The organism is Streptomyces sp. NPDC039736 (genome assembly GCF_055596485.1).
Genome location: NZ_JBVIUQ010000005.1, coordinates 589,660 through 608,157, shown reverse-complemented (window position 1 = coordinate 608,157; position 18,498 = coordinate 589,660). Strand labels below are relative to the sequence as shown.

The 18,498-nt window shown below is 73.5% G+C and carries 18 protein-coding genes; 6 read left to right on the top strand and 12 right to left on the bottom strand.

The window, feature by feature from the left end:
* Window positions 1-10: 10 nt before the first annotated feature.
* The gene (locus tag ACZ56L_RS19385; protein WP_345223333.1) at window positions 11-1,273 is read right to left on the bottom strand and encodes a cytochrome P450; all 1,263 of its coding nucleotides are present in this window, start codon (window positions 1,271-1,273) and stop codon (window positions 11-13) included.
* Between the two features lie 180 nt (window positions 1,274-1,453).
* Here ACZ56L_RS19385 and ACZ56L_RS19380 point away from each other — a divergent pair, with 180 nt between their 5' ends.
* A complete protein-coding gene (locus ACZ56L_RS19380) occupies window positions 1,454-2,623 on the top strand; it encodes a steroid 3-ketoacyl-CoA thiolase (RefSeq protein WP_345223341.1) in 1,170 nt (389 codons plus the stop codon).
* A 123-nt stretch (window positions 2,624-2,746) separates the two neighbouring features.
* On the opposite strand, the gene ACZ56L_RS19375 is transcribed toward ACZ56L_RS19380, so the two are convergent.
* The 9 genes from ACZ56L_RS19375 to ACZ56L_RS19335 form a co-directional block, all read right to left on the bottom strand.
* Window positions 2,747-3,154, bottom strand: coding sequence for an aggregation-promoting factor C-terminal-like domain-containing protein (locus ACZ56L_RS19375; RefSeq protein ID WP_345223343.1), 408 nt, complete (start codon window positions 3,152-3,154; stop codon window positions 2,747-2,749).
* 344 nt (window positions 3,155-3,498) lie between these two features.
* Window positions 3,499-4,371: an ECF transporter S component gene (locus ACZ56L_RS19370; RefSeq protein ID WP_471065189.1), complete on the bottom strand. Its 873-nt coding sequence runs from the start codon at window positions 4,369-4,371 to the stop codon at window positions 3,499-3,501.
* Window positions 4,317-5,936 (bottom strand): ABC transporter ATP-binding protein, encoded by a 1,620-nt coding sequence (locus ACZ56L_RS19365; RefSeq protein WP_471065187.1) that lies wholly within the window; start codon window positions 5,934-5,936, stop codon window positions 4,317-4,319. Before ACZ56L_RS19365 ends, ACZ56L_RS19370 begins: the two co-directional genes overlap by 55 nt.
* A 1-nt stretch (window position 5,937) precedes the next feature.
* Window positions 5,938-7,095: an energy-coupling factor transporter transmembrane component T gene (locus tag ACZ56L_RS19360; RefSeq protein ID WP_401757308.1), complete on the bottom strand. Its 1,158-nt coding sequence runs from the start codon at window positions 7,093-7,095 to the stop codon at window positions 5,938-5,940.
* Complete coding sequence (locus ACZ56L_RS19355) at window positions 7,092-7,787, bottom strand: SCO2322 family protein (RefSeq protein ID WP_471065185.1); 696 nt, start codon at window positions 7,785-7,787, stop codon at window positions 7,092-7,094. Before ACZ56L_RS19355 ends, ACZ56L_RS19360 begins: the two co-directional genes overlap by 4 nt.
* A complete protein-coding gene (locus ACZ56L_RS19350) occupies window positions 7,784-9,064 on the bottom strand; it encodes a prenyltransferase/squalene oxidase repeat-containing protein (RefSeq protein ID WP_471065183.1) in 1,281 nt (426 codons plus the stop codon). Before ACZ56L_RS19350 ends, ACZ56L_RS19355 begins: the two co-directional genes overlap by 4 nt.
* A gap of 70 nt (window positions 9,065-9,134) precedes the next feature.
* Complete coding sequence (locus ACZ56L_RS19345; protein ID WP_345223354.1) at window positions 9,135-9,368, bottom strand: ferredoxin; 234 nt, start codon at window positions 9,366-9,368, stop codon at window positions 9,135-9,137.
* Window positions 9,368-10,837, bottom strand: coding sequence for an aldehyde dehydrogenase (locus ACZ56L_RS19340; protein ID WP_401757314.1), 1,470 nt, complete (start codon window positions 10,835-10,837; stop codon window positions 9,368-9,370). The genes ACZ56L_RS19345 and ACZ56L_RS19340 overlap by 1 nt, the downstream gene beginning before the upstream one ends.
* An 83-nt stretch (window positions 10,838-10,920) precedes the next feature.
* Window positions 10,921-11,532 (bottom strand): hypothetical protein, encoded by a 612-nt coding sequence (locus tag ACZ56L_RS19335; protein WP_471065179.1) that lies wholly within the window; start codon window positions 11,530-11,532, stop codon window positions 10,921-10,923.
* A 173-nt stretch (window positions 11,533-11,705) separates the two neighbouring features.
* Between ACZ56L_RS19335 and ACZ56L_RS19330 the strand changes: the two genes are divergently transcribed.
* Window positions 11,706-12,785, top strand: a complete 1,080-nt coding sequence (locus ACZ56L_RS19330) for an MBL fold metallo-hydrolase (protein WP_471065176.1) — start codon at window positions 11,706-11,708, stop codon at window positions 12,783-12,785.
* 45 nt (window positions 12,786-12,830) lie between these two features.
* Here ACZ56L_RS19330 and ACZ56L_RS19325 read toward each other — a convergent pair whose 3' ends face one another.
* A complete protein-coding gene (locus tag ACZ56L_RS19325; RefSeq protein ID WP_471065174.1) occupies window positions 12,831-13,568 on the bottom strand; it encodes a GntR family transcriptional regulator in 738 nt (245 codons plus the stop codon).
* A gap of 170 nt (window positions 13,569-13,738) precedes the next feature.
* On the opposite strand from ACZ56L_RS19325, the gene ACZ56L_RS19320 reads away from it, so the two are divergent.
* Window positions 13,739-14,080, top strand: coding sequence for a hypothetical protein (locus ACZ56L_RS19320; protein ID WP_471065172.1), 342 nt, complete (start codon window positions 13,739-13,741; stop codon window positions 14,078-14,080).
* A 317-nt stretch (window positions 14,081-14,397) separates the two neighbouring features.
* On the opposite strand, the gene ACZ56L_RS19315 is transcribed toward ACZ56L_RS19320, so the two are convergent.
* A complete protein-coding gene (locus ACZ56L_RS19315) occupies window positions 14,398-15,066 on the bottom strand; it encodes a TetR family transcriptional regulator (RefSeq protein ID WP_471065170.1) in 669 nt (222 codons plus the stop codon).
* Between the two features lie 190 nt (window positions 15,067-15,256).
* On the opposite strand from ACZ56L_RS19315, the gene ACZ56L_RS19310 reads away from it, so the two are divergent.
* From ACZ56L_RS19310 to ACZ56L_RS19300, 3 genes are all read left to right on the top strand, one after another.
* Window positions 15,257-16,582, top strand: coding sequence for a glycosyltransferase family 4 protein (locus tag ACZ56L_RS19310; protein ID WP_471065168.1), 1,326 nt, complete (start codon window positions 15,257-15,259; stop codon window positions 16,580-16,582).
* Between the two features lie 93 nt (window positions 16,583-16,675).
* A complete protein-coding gene (locus tag ACZ56L_RS19305; protein WP_345223375.1) occupies window positions 16,676-17,422 on the top strand; it encodes a class I SAM-dependent methyltransferase in 747 nt (248 codons plus the stop codon).
* Window positions 17,419-18,492, top strand: coding sequence for a prenyltransferase (locus ACZ56L_RS19300; RefSeq protein ID WP_471065166.1), 1,074 nt, complete (start codon window positions 17,419-17,421; stop codon window positions 18,490-18,492). Before ACZ56L_RS19305 ends, ACZ56L_RS19300 begins: the two co-directional genes overlap by 4 nt.
* Window positions 18,493-18,498: the final 6 nt, after the last annotated feature.

Genomic DNA, 18,498 nt, shown 5'->3' with positions numbered 1-18,498 from the left:
GAGCGGTGGTTCAGGCCGTGACCCGCAGCTCCTTGATCCCGTTGATCCACGCCGAGCGCAGCCGCCGCGGGTCGCCCGCGAGCCGCAGCTCCGGCAGCGTGTCCGCCAGGGCGTTGAAGATCAGGTCGATCTCCATCACCGCGAGGGACTTGCCCAGGCAGAAGTGCGGGCCGCCACCGCCGAAGCCGAGGTGGGGGTTGGGGTCGCGGGTGATGTCGAAGGCGCCGGGGTCGGTGAAGACCTCCGGGTCGTGGTTGGCGGAGGAGTAGAAGATGCCGACGCGGTCGCCCGCCCTGATCCGCTGCCCGCCCAGCTCCAGGTCCTGAGTTGCGGTCCGCTGGAAGGACACCACCGGCGTCGCCCAGCGGACGATCTCCTCGGCGGCGGTCTTGGGGCGCTCCCTCTTGTACAGCTCCCACTGCTCGGGATGGGTGAGGAAGGCGTGCATGCCGTGGCTGATGGCGTTGCGGGTGGTCTCGTTGCCGGCCACGGCCAGCAGGATCACGAAGAAGCCGAACTCGTCCGAACCGAGGTTGCCCTCGTCCTCCGCCGCGACCAGTTGCGAGACGATGTCCTTCGCCGGGCACTCCTTGCGCGCCGCGGCCAGGTTCATCGCGTACGAGACCAGCTCCATCGCGGACTCCGCGCCGACCTCCTCGGTGATCGCGTACTCGGGGTCGTCGTACGCCACCATCTTGTTCGACCAGTCGAAGATCCGGCTGCGGTCCTCCTGCGGTACGCCGATCAGCTCGGCGATCGCCTGGAGGGGCAGCTCCACCGCGACGTGCGTGACGAAGTCGAAGGTGCCGTCGCCCTTCCGCGCCGTCGCGGCCGCCGCCTCGACGATCGTGCGCGCCCGGTCCCGCAGGGTGTCCGCCAGGGAGCGGATGGCGCGCGGGGTGAAGCCGCGCTGCACGATCTGCCGGACCCGGGTGTGCTCCGGCGGGTCCATGTTCAGCATGATCAGCTTCTGGGCGTCGATCTGGTCCCGCTGGATGTGCTCGTTGAAGCGGACCACGGCGGTGTTGGTGTTCGAGGAGAACAGCTCGGGGTGCGTGGAGACGTACTTGACGTCCTCGTGCCGCGTCACCGCCCAGTACCCCGCGTCGTCGAACCCGGAGATGCCGTGCCGCTGGGCGCACCACCGCACGGGGGAGGTCCGGCGCAGAAGCGCGAACTCGGGGAGCGGAACGCCGGACTGCAGGACGTCGGGGTCGGTGAAGTCGAAGCCTTCGGGAAGGCCGGTCCCCTCGGGCAGCGCGGGGCAGGTCATCGGCAACTCCTTCTCGCTCACACGTACCTGACGGCCCATCAGAAGGTGTCCGCAAGGTAGTGACGTGTTCTACAAGTGGCAAGACCCTTGCGCAGTCGGGCCGTTGTTCATGAGACTTGCCCAAGAACTAGAACGCGTACTAATTCTGGTGAGAAAACCTGGTGAGAAGAGGACGAGCTCATGGCCGCGGAACCCGTCATCGTCGAAGCCGTACGCACCCCCATCGGCAAACGCGGGGGCGCGCTCGCCAACCTGCACCCCGCCTACCTCCTGGGCGAGACCTACCGCGAGCTGCTCGCCCGCACCGCCATCCCCGCGGACTGCGTCGAGCAGGTGGTCGGCGGCACCGTCACCCACGCCGGCGAGCAGTCCATGAACCCCGCGCGCAGCGCCTGGCTCGCGATGGGCCTGCCGTACGAGACGGCCGCGACCACCGTGGACTGCCAGTGCGGCTCCTCCCAGCAGGCCAATCACATGGTCGCCAACATGATCGCCGCCGGCGTCATCGACATCGGCATCGGCTGCGGCGTCGAGGCGATGAGCCGGGTCCCGCTGGGCAGCGGCTCCAAGCACGGCCCGGGAAAGCCCTTCCCGGACGAGTGGAACGTGGACCTGCCCAACCAGTTCGAGGCCGCCGAGCGCATCGCCCGCAACCGGGGGCTGACGCGGGAGGGGGTCGACGCGCTGGGCCTGCTGTCCCAGGAGCGGGCCCGCACCGCCTGGGCCGAGGAGCGCTTCAAGCGCGAGACCTTCGCCGTGCAGGTGCCGACCAACGAGGAGGAGCAGGCCGCCGGGCAGGGCATGTGGCGGCTCGTCGACCGTGACGAGGGTCTGCGCGACACCTCCATGGAGGCCCTCGGCAGGCTGAAGCCCGTCATGCCGACCGCCGTGCACACCGCGGGGAACTCCTCCCAGATATCCGACGGCGCCTCCGCGATCATGTGGGCCTCCAAGCGGATGGCCCGCGCCCTCAAGTTGAAGGCCAGGGCCCGCGTCGTCGCGCAGGCGCTGGTCGGCTCCGACCCGCACTACCACCTCGACGGCCCCGTCGACGCGACCCGCGCGGTCCTCGGCAAGGCGGGCATGTCGCTCAGGGACATCGACCTGGTCGAGATCAACGAGGCCTTCGCGTCGGTGGTGCTGAGCTGGGGCCAGGTCTTCGAACAGGACCTGGACAAGGTCAACGTCAACGGCGGCGCCATCGCGCTGGGCCACCCCGTCGGCGCCACCGGGGCCCGCCTGATCACCACCGCCCTGCACGAACTGGAGCGCAGGGACAAGGAGTTCGCCCTCATCACGATGTGCGCGGGCGGGGCCCTCGCCACCGGGACGATCATCCAGCGGCTGTGACGGCAGGGGGCCGGGCCCCCGGGAGGACGGCGGAGGCCCTGTGCGGCCGGCCGTGGGAGGCCGGCCGCACAGGGCCTTCGATGCCGGTGTCCGCACCGGCGGCGGGGTCTGGGCCGTGACGGCTCAGTACCAGTGGTTCTGCTGCCAGAAGCTCCAGGCGGCGCACGGGCTGCCGTAGCGGGAGTTCATGTAGGAGAGACCCCACTCGATCTGGGTCTTGGGGTTCTCCTTCCAGTCCGTGCCGGCCGAGGACATCTTCGACGCGGGCAGCGCCTGGACCAGGCCGTACGCCCCGGAGGAGGCGTTGGTCGCGTGGTGGTTCCAGCCGGACTCGTGCGCCACGATGTTGCTGAAGCACTGGAACTGGGCGGCGGGCATCATCCGCCGCGCCGTGTCCTTGGCGGACGACGGCGCAGCCACAGCGCCGGAAGCCGAACCGAGCACCGAGCCCGCGGCGCCCAGCAGGGCGGCGGCGGCGACGGCGGCGGACTTCTGGCGGGCGGAGAAGCGGCTGGCAAGGGCGAACGACACGAAAGAACCTCACGGTCGGGAACAGGGGGCCGCGCTCAAGGACCCGAAGGTCCAAAGCGGGGGAGCCGGGGCCGGCGGCGGCGGGTGCCAAGCCGTCCGGCGTCCTGCGGCTCCACCAATGAAGCAGCCGCCGCCGTGGACGGCAAACACCCCGCCTACTAGCGGCGGTGGTGCTCGGGGCCGCCGCGCTTCCCCGCTCCCGGCGCGGGCGCCCCGCCCGGGACCGCGTTCCGGGGGTCCCCGGGCGCCCCGGGGGCCTACGACCCCCCCTAGTTGAGGACCAAGGTCCTATGGGACGGTTCACAGGACAGGACCCCCCGGGCACACCCAGGGTCGCCGCCCGACTACGGTCCGGTCGGCTCTTTCGGCGCGTTCTCGAAGGCGACCGGTGCCTCGAACGCGGCCCGCCGGGTCGCCCGGCGCAGCGCCTTCAGCAAGGTCGGCCCGACCGTCAGGGTGAGGACCACCGTCAGCACCGCCCGCCCCAGGTCCCAGCCGACCGAGGTGGCCAGGCAGTACGCCAGGAAGCGCACCAGGTTCTCGTGCACGGGGTCGCCCGGCACGAAGGAGACGCCGGTGGAGAGCCCGCCGAGGTAGGTCCAGCCCTGGAGGTTCATCGCGGTGCCGTAGCAGAAGGCGGCGACGGCCCCGTACAGCGCGAGCAGCACCGTCTCGCCGGCCCCGCGCAGCCGCCGCCACCCCGGCAGCAGCCCCGCGCCCATCGTGAACCAGCCCATCGCCAGCATCTGGAACGGCATCCACGGCCCGACCCCGCCCGTGAGCAGCGCCGACGCGAAGATCGTCACCGAGCCCAGCACGAACCCGAAGCCGGGCCCCAGCACCCGCCCGCTCAGCACCATCAGGAAGAACATGGGCTCCAGGCCCGCCGTCCCCGCCCCCAGCGGCCGCAGCGCCGCCCCGACGGCGGCCAGCACCCCGAGCATCGCGACGGCCTTCGCGTCCATCCCCGCGTCGGAGATCGTGGCCACCACCACGGCGACCAGCAGCGGCAGCAGCGCCGCGAACAGCCAGGGCGCGTCCTTGGAGTGCGCGAGCCCGGCCGTCGAGTCGGCGAGCAGCGGCCACCCGAAGGCGATCACCCCGACCAGGCCGACCAGGACCAGCGCGGCCACGGATTTCGGCCCCAGCCGTACGGGCCGGCTCACGAGGGGGCCTCCCCGGTGAGCGCGTCCCGCACCTGCGGCACCGTCAGCCATTTCTGCGGCGCCAGGATCTTCGCCACCTGCGGCGCGAAGGACGGCGAGGAGACGACGACCTCGGCCGTCGGGCCGTCCGCCACGACCTCCCCGTCGGCCAGGATCACCACCCGGTGCGCCAGCTCGGCCGCCAGCTCCACGTCGTGCGTGGCCAGCACCAGCGCGTGCCCCTCGGCCGTCAGCCTCCGCAGCATCGTCACGAGCCGGGCCTTGGCCGCGTAGTCGAGGCCCCGGGTCGGCTCGTCGAGCAGCAGCAGCGGCGGCCTCCCGGTCAGGACCAGCGCCAGCGCCAGCGCGAGCCGCTGCCCCTCCGACAGGTCCCGGGGGTGCGTGTCGTCCGGCACCCCGGGCAGCAGCGCGCTGACCAGCGCCCGGCAGGTCCCGCTCCCGGCCCCCGCGTCGTGGTCGGCGGCCGCGCACTCGGCGGCCACCGTGTCGGCGTACAGCAGGTCCCGCGGCTCCTGCGGTACGAGTCCCACCCGCCGCACCATCTCGCGCGGGGAGGTCTTCGCCGGGGTCCGCCCGCCGACGGTGACCCGCCCGCCGGACGGCGCGTGCATCCCGACCAGGGCATTGAGCAGGGTCGACTTCCCGGCGCCGTTGCGGCCCATCAGGGCGACCGTCTCGCCGGGCCGCACCGCCAGGGACACGTTCCGCAGCGCCTCGACGCGCCCGCGCCGCAGCGACAGGTTCTCGGCCTCGGCGACGGGTGGGGCAGCCGGGGGCTCCGCCGCCACGGCGGGCGCACGGTCCGCCAGTTCGGCCCGCAGCCCGGCGGCCCGGCGGCGCGCGTCCCGTACGGACAGCGGCAGCGGCGACCACCCGGCGAGCCGCCCGAGGGCCACGACGGGCGGATGCACGGGGGAGGCGGCCATGACCTCGGCGGGCTCGCCCAGCACCGGGGCCTGCCCCGGCCCGGGCAGCAGCAGCACCTGGTCCGCGTACTGCACGACCCGCTCCAGCCGGTGCTCGGCCATCAGCACGGTCGTCCCGAGGTCGTGCACCAGCCGCTGGAGCACCGCCAGGACCTCTTCGGCGGCGGCCGGGTCCAGCGCGGACGTCGGCTCGTCCAGCACCAGCACCCTGGGGTGCGTGGTGAGCACCGACCCGATCGCGACCCGCTGCTGCTGCCCGCCGGACAGCGTGGAGATCGCCCGGTCCCGCAGCTCGGCCAGGCCGAGCAGATCGAGGGTCTCCTCGACCCTGCGCCGCATCACGTCAGGGGCGACGCCGAGCGACTCCATCCCGTAGGCGAGTTCGTCCTCGACGGTGTCGGTGACGAAGTGCGACAGCGGGTCCTGCCCGACCGTGCCGACCACGTCGGCCAGCTCGCGCGGCTTGTGCGTACGGGTGTCGCGGCCGTCGACGGTGACCCGGCCGGTGAGCGTCCCCCCGGTGAAGTGCGGCACGAGCCCGGACACGGCCCCCAGCAGGGTCGACTTGCCGACGCCGGACGGCCCGACGAGCAGCACCAGCTCACCCTCGGGGATCGTCAGGTCGACGCCGCTGAGGGTGGGCTGCCGGGCCCCGTCGTACCGGACGGAGACGTTCTCGAACCGGATCACTTCACGTTTCCTTGGCTGGGAGCGGGTCCTTGCGGGGGAGCGGGTGCGACGGCGGGGCGGGCACGGGGGCCACGAACGCGGGCAGCAGGCCGAGCAGGATCGACAGGGCGGGCCAGAGCGGGAACGCGGGGGCGACGAGCGGCAGCACTCCCGGGTGCAGGGCCTGCGCGTCGTAGGAGCCGGCCCAGCCCATCAGCCCCGCGACCGCCGCGCCCGACCCGGCGACCAGCCACGCCCGCGCCCCCCACCGGTCGGGCCGGTACCGGGTGCGCACGCTGCGCCGCCCGCCGAGCCGCAGCCCGGCCATCGCCGCGGCGAGCCCGATCGCCAGCACCGGCAGGCCGTACCCGGCGCCCTCGGCGGCCAGCAGCCCGTACGTTCCCGCGCACACCCCGAGCAGGCCGCCGAGGGTCAGGGCGGTGGTCATGTGCCGTACCGGAGCGGGGACGTGCGCGGTACGGCCGTAACCCCGCGCGTCCATGGAGGCGGCCAGCGCGACCGAGCGCTCCAGCGCGCCCTCCAGCACGGGCAGCCCGATCTGGACGATCGCCCTGATCCCGCCCGTGGGGCGGCCGCGCAGCCGCCGGGCGGTCCGCAGGCGTACGACGTCGGAGACCATGTTCGGCGCGAAGGTCATCGCGACGACGACGGCGACCCCCGCCTCGTACAGCGCGCCCGGCAGCGACTTCAGCAGCCGGGCCGGGTTGGCGAGCGCGTTCGCCGCGCCCACGCAGATCAGCAGGGTGGCCAGCTTCAGCCCGTCGTACAGCGCGAAGACGAGCTGCTCGGCGGTGACCCTCCCGCCGAGCCGCACCCCCTTCGCCCAGTCCGGAAGCGGAACCTCCGGCAGGGTGAACAGCACGTGCTGACCCGGAATCGGCGAGCCCAGGAACACCGAGAACACCAGCCGGATCACCAGCACCGCCAGCCCCAGCTTCACGAACGCGCCGTACGAGCGCGCCCACGGCGCGTCCGTGCGGCGCGCGGCGACGACGTACCCGGCGACCCCCACCAGCAGCCCGAGCAGCAGCGGATTGGTGGTGCGGGACGCGGCGGCGGCGAGCCCGAGGGCCCACAGCCACCAGGCGCCGGCGTGCAGGGCGTTGCTCCGGCCGGCCGCGGGGGCGCGCAGCGACGGGCCGCCGGTGGTCGCGCTCATCCCCGGCGGCGGCGCGCCTGCCACACGGCGGCCCCGCCGAGCAGCAGCACGGCCACGGCCCCGACGACCAGCCCGGCGGAGGGGCCGCCGCCCCCGTCCGCCCCCTGGCCGGAAGCGGAGTCCGTGACGGTGGGGGAGGGGGACTTCGCGCCCGCGTCCGTGCCCGTCCCCGGGTCGGCCACCTGGTCCGCGCAGCCGGACTTCGGGAACCCGGCGATCGCGCACAGCAGCGCGGAGCGGTCGTACCGCAGCGGCGCGGCCACGTCCGCCAGCGCCTCCGCGGTCGTCGCGTCCGTCCCGACCTGCGCGCACACGGTCCTGGGGGCAGGCGGCGTCTCGCCCTCCGGCGCGTCGCCCGGCGTCCCGAAGTCCAGCACCAGGGCGATCCGCTTGGTGCCGTCCTTGGCGGGGGTCTTGGCGCAGGCGGCCTCGAAGTCGGCGGCCCCGCGCGGCTCGGCGGCGTTCTGGGAGTCCTGGCTCACCGCGAAGCGGAATCCCTGGACGGCCCCGTCGGCCGGGCGGGTGGTGCCGGCGCCCTGCTGGGCGTACACCCACCGCGCGCCGTCCCGCTCCCAGAACGACCAGTACCGGTACCCGGTCCCGTCGGCGGCCTGCGCGGCGGGCGACGCGAACGCCCCCAGCACGGCGACGACGGCGGCGAGCACGACGCCGCGCGCGGACCGGCGGCTCACAGCTGCTGCTTGTTCTTGTTGCGTCCGCTGATCAGGAAGCCCGCGCCCATGCTGGCGACGAACGCGACACCGACGATCAGCCAGGTCGTCGTGGACCCGCCCCCGTCGTCGCTCTTCTTCTCCTTCTCCGCGGCCGCGTCGGCGTCCTTCTGCGCCTGCGGGGCGGGTCCGGTCGCGTTGAGCTGCGCGAGGAGGTCGGTCCCGCCGAAGTTCTTCGCGTCCATGCCGGTGGCGTGCGCGGCGAAGACGAGCTGGGCCCAGGCGGCGGGCCCGCTGCTCTTCGCCCAGGCGGCGGAGTTCTTCGCCAGCCAGTCGGCGGACTTCTTCGCGGCCTGCTGGTGCCCGTCCGCGGCGAGCGCCACGACGGCGTCGGCGGTGTTGCCGAAGTCGGGCTGGTCCTCGGCGCCGGGCATGGCGGACTTCAGGAAGCCGCCGTTCTTCTCCAGCGACCTGGCCAGGTAGTCGGAGCCGCCCGCCGCGGCGGCCTTCGGGTCGGCCATGCCCTGCTTGCAGCCCGGCGCGGGCTCGACCGGCCGGTCCTCCCGGGGCGCGTCGACGACGGGCCCGCCGCGCCCGGCCATGGCCGTCACGACGGCGGCGGTGGCGTCGGCGTTGGGGAAGAGCTTGCCGGACTTGTCGGGCTGGAAGGCGAAGGAGCCCTGGTTCTCGGTCTTTCCGTCACAGTTGACCTGGAAGGCGAGCAACGCCTGCAACGGCGTCTTGCCGTCCTTGCCCGTCAGCTCGGCGGGCTTGGCCCCCGTCGCGGTCAGCGCGCCGGTCACGAGCGAGGTGGAGTTGGCGTCGGAGGGGGTGCCGGGCAGGTACGGCCAGCCGCCGTCGGCGTTCTGCACCGACTTCAGCCAGGCGACGCCCTTCTTCACGGCGGCGTCCTGCCCGCCCAGCGCGGCGAGCGCCTGGACGGCGGCGGCGGTCGCGTTGGTGTCGACGGCGGTCCTGGGGTCGCACGGCTTGCCCGCGTCGGCCCGGAAGGCGGGGAACGCGCCGTTGTCGCACTGCTGCCCCACCAGCCAGTCCACGGCCTTGGTCGCGGGCTCCACCCCGAGGCTGTGCTGCGCGGTCAGCGCCAGCGACTGCCGGAAGACCCCGTCGTACGTCGGGTCCCCCTTGCCGTACAGCCCGGACGGAACGGCGACGGGCGTCGGGGTCGGAGCGGCGAGGGCGACCGGTGCGGCGACCGCGCCGACCGCGCAGGCCGTGCCGGTCACGGCACTGACGGCGAGCGCGGCTGCGCCACGACGAAGGTGAAGGGGGATCATGCGGGGCATTCTACCGACGGGTACCCTCCCGGGCGCGGCCCCACCACCCCCGCGCCCTCCCGGGGCGGAGCTACTCCTCGGGCGGGAACACCGCCTCGCCCGAGTCCCGCAGGGCGATCGCGATCGCCTCCACCGGGCAGCCCTCCGCCGCCGCCAGCACGTCCTCGTCGGCGTCCACGGCGGAGACCACCGGGTGCGACTGCCGGGCGGAGTCCAGGCGGAAGGCGGACGGGGCCGTGTTCACGCACATCCCGGAGCCGATGCACACCCCCCGGTCCACCTCGACCCGCCAGCGGTCGCCCATCAGGCGTCCGCCCCGGGCGCGTAGCCGGAGGGGAGGTGGATCATCTTGTGCTCCAGGTACTCCCCGTACCCCTCGGGGCCGAACTCCCGCCCCAGGCCGGAGTTCTTGTAGCCGCCGAACGGGCCCATCATGTCCATGCTGAAGGTGTTCACGGAGTACGTTCCGGTGCGCACCGAGCGCGCGACCTCGATGCCGCGCTCGACGTCCGCCGTCCAGACGCTGCCGCTCAGCCCGTACTCGGAGTCGTTGGCGATGCGGACGGCCTGCGCCTCGTCCTCGTACGGCAGCAGGCAGATCACCGGCCCGAAGATCTCCTCGCGGGCGATCCGCATGGAGTTGTCGACCGCGCCGAAGAGGGTCGGCTCGACGTACCAGCCGCGTTCCCGGCCGGCCGGCCGTCCGCCGCCCGCGAGGATCTTCGCGCCCTCCTCCTGGCCGATGCGGATGTAGTCCAGGGAACGCTGCTGCTGGCGGCGGGCGACCAGCGGGCCGACCTCGGTGGCGGGGTCCATCGGGTCGCCGACCTTGAGGGCGTCCGCCGCCGCCGCGAAGGCCTCCGCGAACTCCTCGTAGCGGGCGGCGGGGGCCAGGATGCGGGTCTGGGCGACGCACGCCTGCCCGTTGAGCATCCAGGAGAAGGGGGCCAGACCCGCGACGGTCGTGGCGAGGTCGGCGTCCGGGAGGATCACGGCGGCCGACTTGCCGCCCAGCTCCAGCGTCACGCGGGTCAGGTTGCGGGAGGCGACCTCCATGACCCGCCGGCCCGCCGCGACGGAGCCGGTGAAGGACACCTTGTCGACGTCCGGGTGCCCGACCAGGTACTCGCTGACCTCCCGGTCCGCCGGGATGATCGACAGCACGCCCTCCGGCAGCCCGGCCTCCGTGCAGATCTCCGCGAGGAGGTACGAGTCGAGGGGCGTCTCCGGCGAGACCTTCAGCACGACCGTGCACCCGGCGAGCAGCGCGGGCGCGAGCTTGGCGGCAGCGGTGAACTGCGGGACGTTCCACGGCACGACCGCCGCGACGACCCCGACGGGCTCGCGCCGGATGAGCAGATTCCCCAGCACCCCCGTCCGTCCCGTCTCGAACGGCACCTCCTGCGCGACCTTGATCGCCGAGTCCCAGACCATCATCGCGGCGAGCGCCTGCATCATGACGCTCGCGGTGTACGGGGTGCCGTTCTCGGCGGAGATGAGCCGGGCGAGCTCCTCGTGCCGCACCGCGATGGCGTCCTTGATGCGGGTGACGACCGCGATCCGCTCGTCCAGCGTCGTACGGGGCCACTCGCCGGTGTCGAAGGCCCTGCGGGCGGCGGCGACCGCGCGGTCCACGTCGGCGCGGTCGGCGTGCGGGACGCGGCCGATCACCTGCTCGGTGTGCGGGGAGACGACCTCGATGACGTCCGTGCCGTGGGGGTCGGTCAACTGCCCTGCGATGTAGAGCTGTTGGTGTTCCACGAGTTCGGTCATGGCTGCTGCCTCCCGCAAGTCCGGCCCGGTGCGCGCCTGTTGCTGACGTCCTATCAGCTTTCCTCCCCGAACTGATACCAGTTCTAGTTCGTACGGGGAAGGGGCGCGGCCCGGCCGCCCGGGGCGAGCGGGGCGAGGGCGATCAGGAAGCACAGGCCGCCCAGCGAAAGGAAGTCGAGGTCGACGGCCATCAGGACGGCGCCGAGGGCGAGGGCGCCGGCCGTGAGGGCCCGCGTCCGCGCCGGGAGCGAGGTGAGGGCGGCCAGGACGGTCAGGCCGAGGAAGAGGAGCGGCGGGACCACCCCGTACACGACGGCCTCCGCCCCCGGGACCGCCTTCACCTCCCGGAAGATCTCGACCATCCCGGCCCGGTCGTCCGCCAGGAGCCCGGCCGCGAGGTCGACGACGGCCTGCACGGCGGTGGCGAGCAGCCCCGCCAGCCCGGCCCCGAGCGCCACGGCGGCCGGGACCCGCCGCCGCTCCGGGACCAGTCTTCGCAGGTGCAGCAGCACCGGAACGAAGAGCAGCACCCCCGCCAGCATGGCGAGATGGCCCGCCGTCCACCCGGCGCCGGGTGTGCCGCGCTCGCTGAACAGCCGGATGAGGCCGTACGCGACCAGGGCGACGGGCCCGGCGACGAGGGCGGCCGCGGTGGGGCGGGAGGGGGCGAGGGCTGCGTACGTCGTGTTCGTCATGCCCCGAATCCTGTCCGTGCACGGACACCCGGCCCATCGGGGACAACCATGCCCCGCCCCCGACAACACCCCCTACCGGCCTCGGGGTTCAGTCCCCGACCCCCGCTGGAACCGGTTCTAGTTATAGTGGCCGCGAGTCAAGTCCTGCACGGCACGGCACAGTTGGGGGAGCCATGACGCAGCGCACGGCCGGGCGGACCGGCGAGGACGCGGCCGCACCCGCCACCATCGACCACGGCGGCGGCGTCTGGAGCATCGAGGTCCCGATCCCCGACAACCCCCTGGGTCACACCCTCGTCCACCTCCTGGACACCGACCGGGGCCCGGTCCTCATCGACACCGGCTGGGACGACCCCGCCTCCTGGGAGGCCCTCACCGCGGGCCTCGCCTCCCTCCATGTGCGCATCGAGGACATCCACGGCGTCCTCGTCACCCACCACCACCCCGACCACCACGGCCTCTCCGGGCAGGTCCGGGAAGCCTCCGGCGCGTGGATCGCGATGCACGCCGCCGACGCGGAGGTGGTCCGCCGCACCCGCGGCGCCGAACCGGGCGTCTGGCTCGACTACCTCACCGCCAAACTCGCCTCCGCCGGCGCCCCGCCCGACCACCTCGCCCCGCTCCGCGCCGCCCGCGACTCGGGCCGCATGCGCACCCTCCCCGGCCTGCACGCGGCCCTCCCCGACCGCGAGATCACCCCCGGCGACCTCCTCCCCCTCGCGGGCCGCGCGCTGCGCGCGATCTGGACCCCCGGCCACACGCCGGGCCACGTCTGCCTCCACCTGGAGGAGACCCACCCGGCCAACCTCCCCGGCCGGGGCCGCCTCTTCTCCGGCGACCACCTGCTCCCCGGCATCTCCCCGCACATCGGCCTCTACGAGGACCCCGAGGACACCACGGTCACCGACCCCCTGGGCGACTACCTCTCCTCCCTCGAACGCGTCGCGCGCCTCGACGCCGCCGAGATCCTCCCCGCCCACCAGCACGCCTTCACGAACCCCCGCGAGCGCGTCACCGAACTCCTCGCCCACCACGAGGCACGCCTCACCGGCCTCCGCGCCCTCCTCGCGACCCCCCTCACCCCCTGGCAGCTCGCCGAACGCATGGAGTGGAACCGCCCCTGGGACCGGATCCCCCACGGCTCCCGCAACATCGCGGTCTCCGAGGCGGAGGCCCACCTGCGCCGCCTGGTGAAACTGGGCCACGCGGAGCCGGTCCCGGGGTCGGACCCGGTGGCGTACGTGGCGGTGTGAGCCGGAGCCCGGACCCTTCCCGGCCGACCGCGCGCCGGGTCCGCGCTATGCGTCGAACTCGTACTCCAGGATGTACGACGCCGCGTCCAGCACCATGTCGTTGACCTCGGCCACGGTGCCGTCGGCGGTGAAGGCGGTGCGGGTGATGAGGATGACCGGGGTGCCGCTCGGGAGGCGGAGTTCGTCCGTCTCCCCGGCCGACGGCATACGGGTGCGGATCTCCTCGCGGAAGCGCACGGGCGCGTGGCCCGCCTCGGCGAGCCGGGCGTACACCCCGCCGGGGCCCGGGTCCGGCGAGACGACCGGCGTGTCCGCCACCAGGTCGGCAGGGAAGTGCGAGGCCGCGCTCATCACGGGCTTGCCGTCGAGGAGGTAGCGGCGGCGACGTACCCAGACCGGGGCACCCGGTTCGACTCCGAGGACTGCGGCGATGCGCTCCGGGACCGGCTCCCGGGCGACCTGCACCCCGTCGACCACCAGTTCCCGGCGATCGTCCACGTCCGCCGACCACACGGACCGCCCTGCGGCCCACCGTTCCGAGGCCAGGCGCTGGATGCCGCGCCGCCGCAGCGGCCGGAAGGCCCGCACGAAGACGCCGGCGCCCTTGCGGGCCTCGACGATGCCTTCGCTGCGCAGCACCGAGAGGGCCTGGCGCACGGTCATCCTGGCCACGCCGTGCAGCGCCATGAGGTCGTTCTCGCCCGGCAAACGGTCCCCGGGGCCGTACTCGCCCGCCTCGATGGCGGAACGCAGTTCCTCCGCGATCCGCTGGTACTTGAGCATTCCGGCTGCGCCGCGCCCCGATCCCAAAGCACTCCTCCCAATCCTCTTCCGGACACCCTAGATCCCCACTTGTGCGGGAACTCCACAAGACTGCCGTGTTCGATTGACATCTCTAGAGCGGAAGGTGCGCACTCTACCTGTCTAGAGATCTCGGCCTGGAAGGACCCCCCGTGGACTACCGTCATTCCTCGCAACACCCTCTTCGCCTCCTGCCCTGGTCCACTCCCGACGGGCGTCCCTGCTACCTGAGCACTGACGGCGCCGGTTACCTCGCCCGCCTCGCGGACCGGATGGAGGCGCTGCAACTCGACACCGGCAGCGAGGTGCTGGGCCACGCACGGGACGTTCTGGGCGGGGCGTCCGTACCGGCCGACGTACTGCGGTTCACGGCGACGCGCCTGGCCGAGTGTCTGTCGGACGCGCTGCGGGTGGCCGAGAGCAGGGGGCGGCGGCTCGGTGCTGATGCGGGGGGTGAGGGTGAGGCCGAACCCTGCGCGGGGGGAGCCGGCTAGCGTCGCGGCCGGGTGGCTGGCTGGTCGCGCAGTTCCCCGCGCCCCTGACATGCCTGCCCTTCGGGCGGCATGTCAGGGGCACGCCAGGTGCTTCAGCCCGTCCGGCGTTTGAGGACGCGCGGCGGAGCCGTGCAGGGGGCGAGGGGCGTAGCCCCGGCGGTGAGCGCACCCCCGCCCTACGGTGAAGGGGCGGGGCTGGGGCAGGCGTCGCACCCGACCCCGGTGCCGGCTGGGGGAGGAAGGGGCCCTGCCCCAGCGGGCCGCTGGTGAGCGGGGTGGTGGGCGCGGTGCAGGCGGGGGGGAGAGACCCCGTGGGGTCAGGGGGTCTTGGGCTCCTCCGCCGTCAGGTCGATCAAGCGGCACACCGTTTCGATGTCGATCTTGACCTGGGCGATGGAGGCGCGGCCCGAGAGCCAGGTGATCAGGGCCGAGTGCCAGGTGTGTTCGATGACGCGGACCGCGGAGAGCTGTTCGGGGGTGGGGCGGTCGGCCGGGGCGTTCAGGCCCATCGCGTCGAGGATGATCGCGGTGGTCTGGCGGGAGACCGTGTCGACCTCGGGGCTCACCGAGCGGTCGGCGAAGGTCAGGGCGCGGACCATCGCGTCCGCGAGGTTCGGTTCGCGTTGCAGGGCGCGGAAGGCGCGCATCAGGGTCTCGGCGACGCGTTCGGAGGGGGAGGAGGTCGCCGGGGGGCGTTTGCGCAGGGTGGTGTGGAGGTGGCTGAGCTGGTCCTGCATGGTGGCGACCAGGAGGTGGATCTTGGAGGGGAAGTAGCGGTAGAGGGTGCCCAGGGCCACTTCGGCGGCTTCGGCCACCTCGCGCATCTGGACCGCTTCGAAGCCGCCCCGGCTCGCCAGCTGGGCGCTCGCGTGCAGGATGCGGCGGCGGCGGGCCTCCTGGCGTTCCGTGAGGGGAGGGGTGCCCGGGGTGACGCCCCGGGGCGAGCCCGTGCCGGTGCCGGTGGGTGTGCTGGCTTCCGCTGTCATCTGACCCCGTGTCCCCGTGTCGTACTCGGTGCGCTCAGTGCGTCGTGGCGCGAATCACCTGATCCGGACCTTACGCCGCTCCGTCCTGCCGGTAGATTCAAAGCTCCGTGTTCGATCAACACTGGAACTTGTTCTAGATTAGCGCCAGCGGATACGCTCCGGCGGAAGTGCGTCAAGAAGGGGGCCGAGAGTGACCGCTGAGGCCGTGACCGCGGGCCCCCGTGCCGGGGTCGACACCGATGCCGGGAGTGCCGGGAGCGACCGGCCGCTGCGCGTCGCGCTCCTCTCGTACAAGGGGAACCCGTTCTGCGGCGGGCAGGGCGTGTACGTGCGCCACCTGTCGCGCGAGCTGGCGCGGCTCGGGCACAGCGTGGAGGTGCTGGGCGCCCAGCCCTATCCGGTGCTGGACGGCGGCGTGCCGCTCACCGAGCTGCCGAGCCTGGACCTGTACCGCAGCCCCGACCCCTTCCGCACCCCCGGGCGGGAGGAGTTCCGGGACTGGGTGGACGCGGTCGAGTTCGCGACCATGCGCACCGGCGGGTTCCCCGAGCCGCTCACCTTCTCGCTGCGGGCCAAGCGCCATCTGGCCGCCAGGAAGGGGGAGTTCGACGTGGTCCACGACAACCAGACCCTCGGGTACGGGCTCCTCGGCGACCTCGGCGCACCGCTCGTGACGACCATCCACCACCCCATCACCGTCGACCGGCAGCTCGACCTCGACGCTGCCGGGACCTGGCTCAAGCGGGCCTCCGTACGCCGCTGGTACGGGTTCACGCGCATGCAGAAGCGGGTCGCCCGGCGGCTGCCGTCCGTGCTGACCGTCTCCGGGTCCTCGCAGGCCGAGATCGTCGAGCACCTCGGGGTGCGGCCCGAGCGGGTCCACGTCGTGCACATCGGGGCGGACACCGAGCTGTGGTCGCCGGACCCGGCCGTGCCGCAGGTGCCGGGGCGCATCGTCACCACCTCCAGCGCCGATGTCCCGCTCAAGGGGCTCGTGCACCTCGTCGAAGCGCTCGCCAAGCTGCGCTCCGAGCGGCCCGACGCCCATCTCGTCGTCGTCGGCAGACGCGCCGAGGACGGACCCGTCGCCCAGGCCATCGAGCGGCACGGACTCGGCCGCGCCGTCGAGTTCGTCAAGGGGATCAGCGACGCGGAGCTGGTCGATCTCGTGCGGGGCGCGCAGGTGGCCTGCGTGCCCTCGCTGTACGAAGGGTTCTCGCTGCCGGCGGCCGAGGCGATGGCCACCGGCACCCCGCTCGTCGCGACGACGGGCGGCGCGATCCCGGAGGTCGCCGGGCCCGACGGGGCGACCTGCCTCGCCGTGCCGCCCGGGGACCCGGACGCCCTCGCCGGGCAGCTCTCGCGGCTGCTGGGCGACGACGGCCTCCGCGCCAGGATCGGGGCCGCCGGCCGCGCCCGCGTGCTGGAGAAGTTCACCTGGCGCCGGGCCGCCATCGGCACCGCCGAACGCTACCGGGCGGCCATCGCCGCCCAGGCCCGCGCACCCAGGCCGTAGGCCCCGACGCGGCTGCCCCGACACGTGGGCGCCGCAAGCCGCTCGACGTACGCAAGACCGTTTCACCCGCCGCCGGACGAAAGCTGAGCACCCGTGCTGACCGTGGACTTCTCCCGCTTCCCGCTCGCCCCGGGCGACCGCGTCCTCGACCTGGGCTGCGGCGCCGGGCGGCACGCCTTCGAGTGCTACCGGCGCGGCGCCCGGGTGGTGGCCCTCGACCGGAACGCCGAGGAGATCCGCGAGGTCGCGAAGTGGTTCGCCGCCATGAAGGAGGCGGGGGAGGCGCCGGAGGGCGCGACGGCCACCGCCATGGAGGGCGACGCGCTCAACCTGCCCTTCCCCGACGCCTCCTTCGACGTCGTGATCATCAGCGAGGTCATGGAGCACATCCCCGACGACAAGGGCGTGCTGGCGGAGATGGTGCGGGTGCTCAAGCCGGGCGGCCGCATCGCCGTCACCGTGCCGCGCTACGGGCCCGAGAAGGTCTGCTGGGCGCTCTCCGACGCGTACCACGAGGTCGAGGGCGGGCACATCCGCATCTACAAGGCGGACGAGCTGCTCGGCAGGATGCGGGAGGCGGGGCTCCGGCCGTACGGGCAGCACCACGCGCACGCCCTGCACTCGCCGTACTGGTGGCTCAAGTGCGCCTTCGGCGTCGACAACGACAAGGCGCTGCCGGTGAAGGCTTACCACAAGCTGCTGGTCTGGGACATCATGAAGAAGCCGCTGCTCACCAAGGTCGCCGAGCAGGCCCTCAACCCCGTCATCGGCAAGAGCTTCGTCGCGTACGCCACCAAGCCGCACCTCCCCGCCGCCGCGACCGGTACGGACGCCAAGTGACGAGCCCCGGATACACCGAACACCTCGTTCTGGACGGTGTCCTGACGGCCTCTCAGGTCGCCGAGACGGTCGCTGGGATACTCGCCGTGCAGCGCCCGGACGGCGCCATTCCGTGGTTCAGGGGCCACCACCTCGACCCGTGGGACCACACCGAGGCCGCCATGGCGCTGGACGCGGCCGGCGAGCACGAGGCGGCGGCCCGGGCGTACGCGTGGCTGGCCAGGCACCAGAACGCGGACGGCTCCTGGTACGCCGCCTACCACGACGGCGACCACGCCCGCCCCACCGACCGCGCCCGCGAGACCAACTTCTGCGCGTACCTCGCGGTGGGCGTCTGGCACCACTACCTCGCCACCGGCGACGACGCCTTCGCCGACCGGATGTGGCCCGCGGTGTACGCGGCGGTGGAGTTCGTGCTCGCCCTCCAGCAGCCCGGCGGCGAGATCGGCTGGAAGCGCGAGGAGGACGGCACCCCCGTCAACGACGCGCTGCTGACCGGGAGTTCGTCCATCCACCAGGCCCTGCGGTGCGCGCTGGCACTCGCCGAGCAGCGCGAGGAGCCGCAGCCCGACTGGGAGCTGGCCCTCGGCGCGCTCCGGCACGCGATCGAGAAGCACCCCGAGCGCTTCCTCGACAAGAACCGCTACTCGATGGACTGGTACTACCCGGTGCTGGCCGGCGCGCTCACCGGGCCCGCCGCCAAGGAGCGCATCGAGGCCCAGTGGGACGACTTCGTCGTGCCGGGCCTCGGCGTGCGCTGCGTGCTGCCCAACCCCTGGGTCACCGGCGGCGAGAGCTGCGAACTGGCCCTGGCGCTGTGGGCGACGGGGGAGTCGGACCGGGCGCTGGAGATCCTCCAGGACGTCCAGCACCTGCGCGCCGACGACGGCAGCGGGCTGTACTGGACGGGGTACGTCTTCGACGACCAGGCGGTCTGGCCCCGCGAGCTCACCACCTGGACGGCGGGCTCCCTGCTGCTCGCCGTGGCCGCGCTCGGCGGCCACGAGCCCACCTGCGCGGTGTTCGGCGGCGAACGGCTGCCGCGGGGTCTGGACCCGGACTGCTGCTGAGGCCGC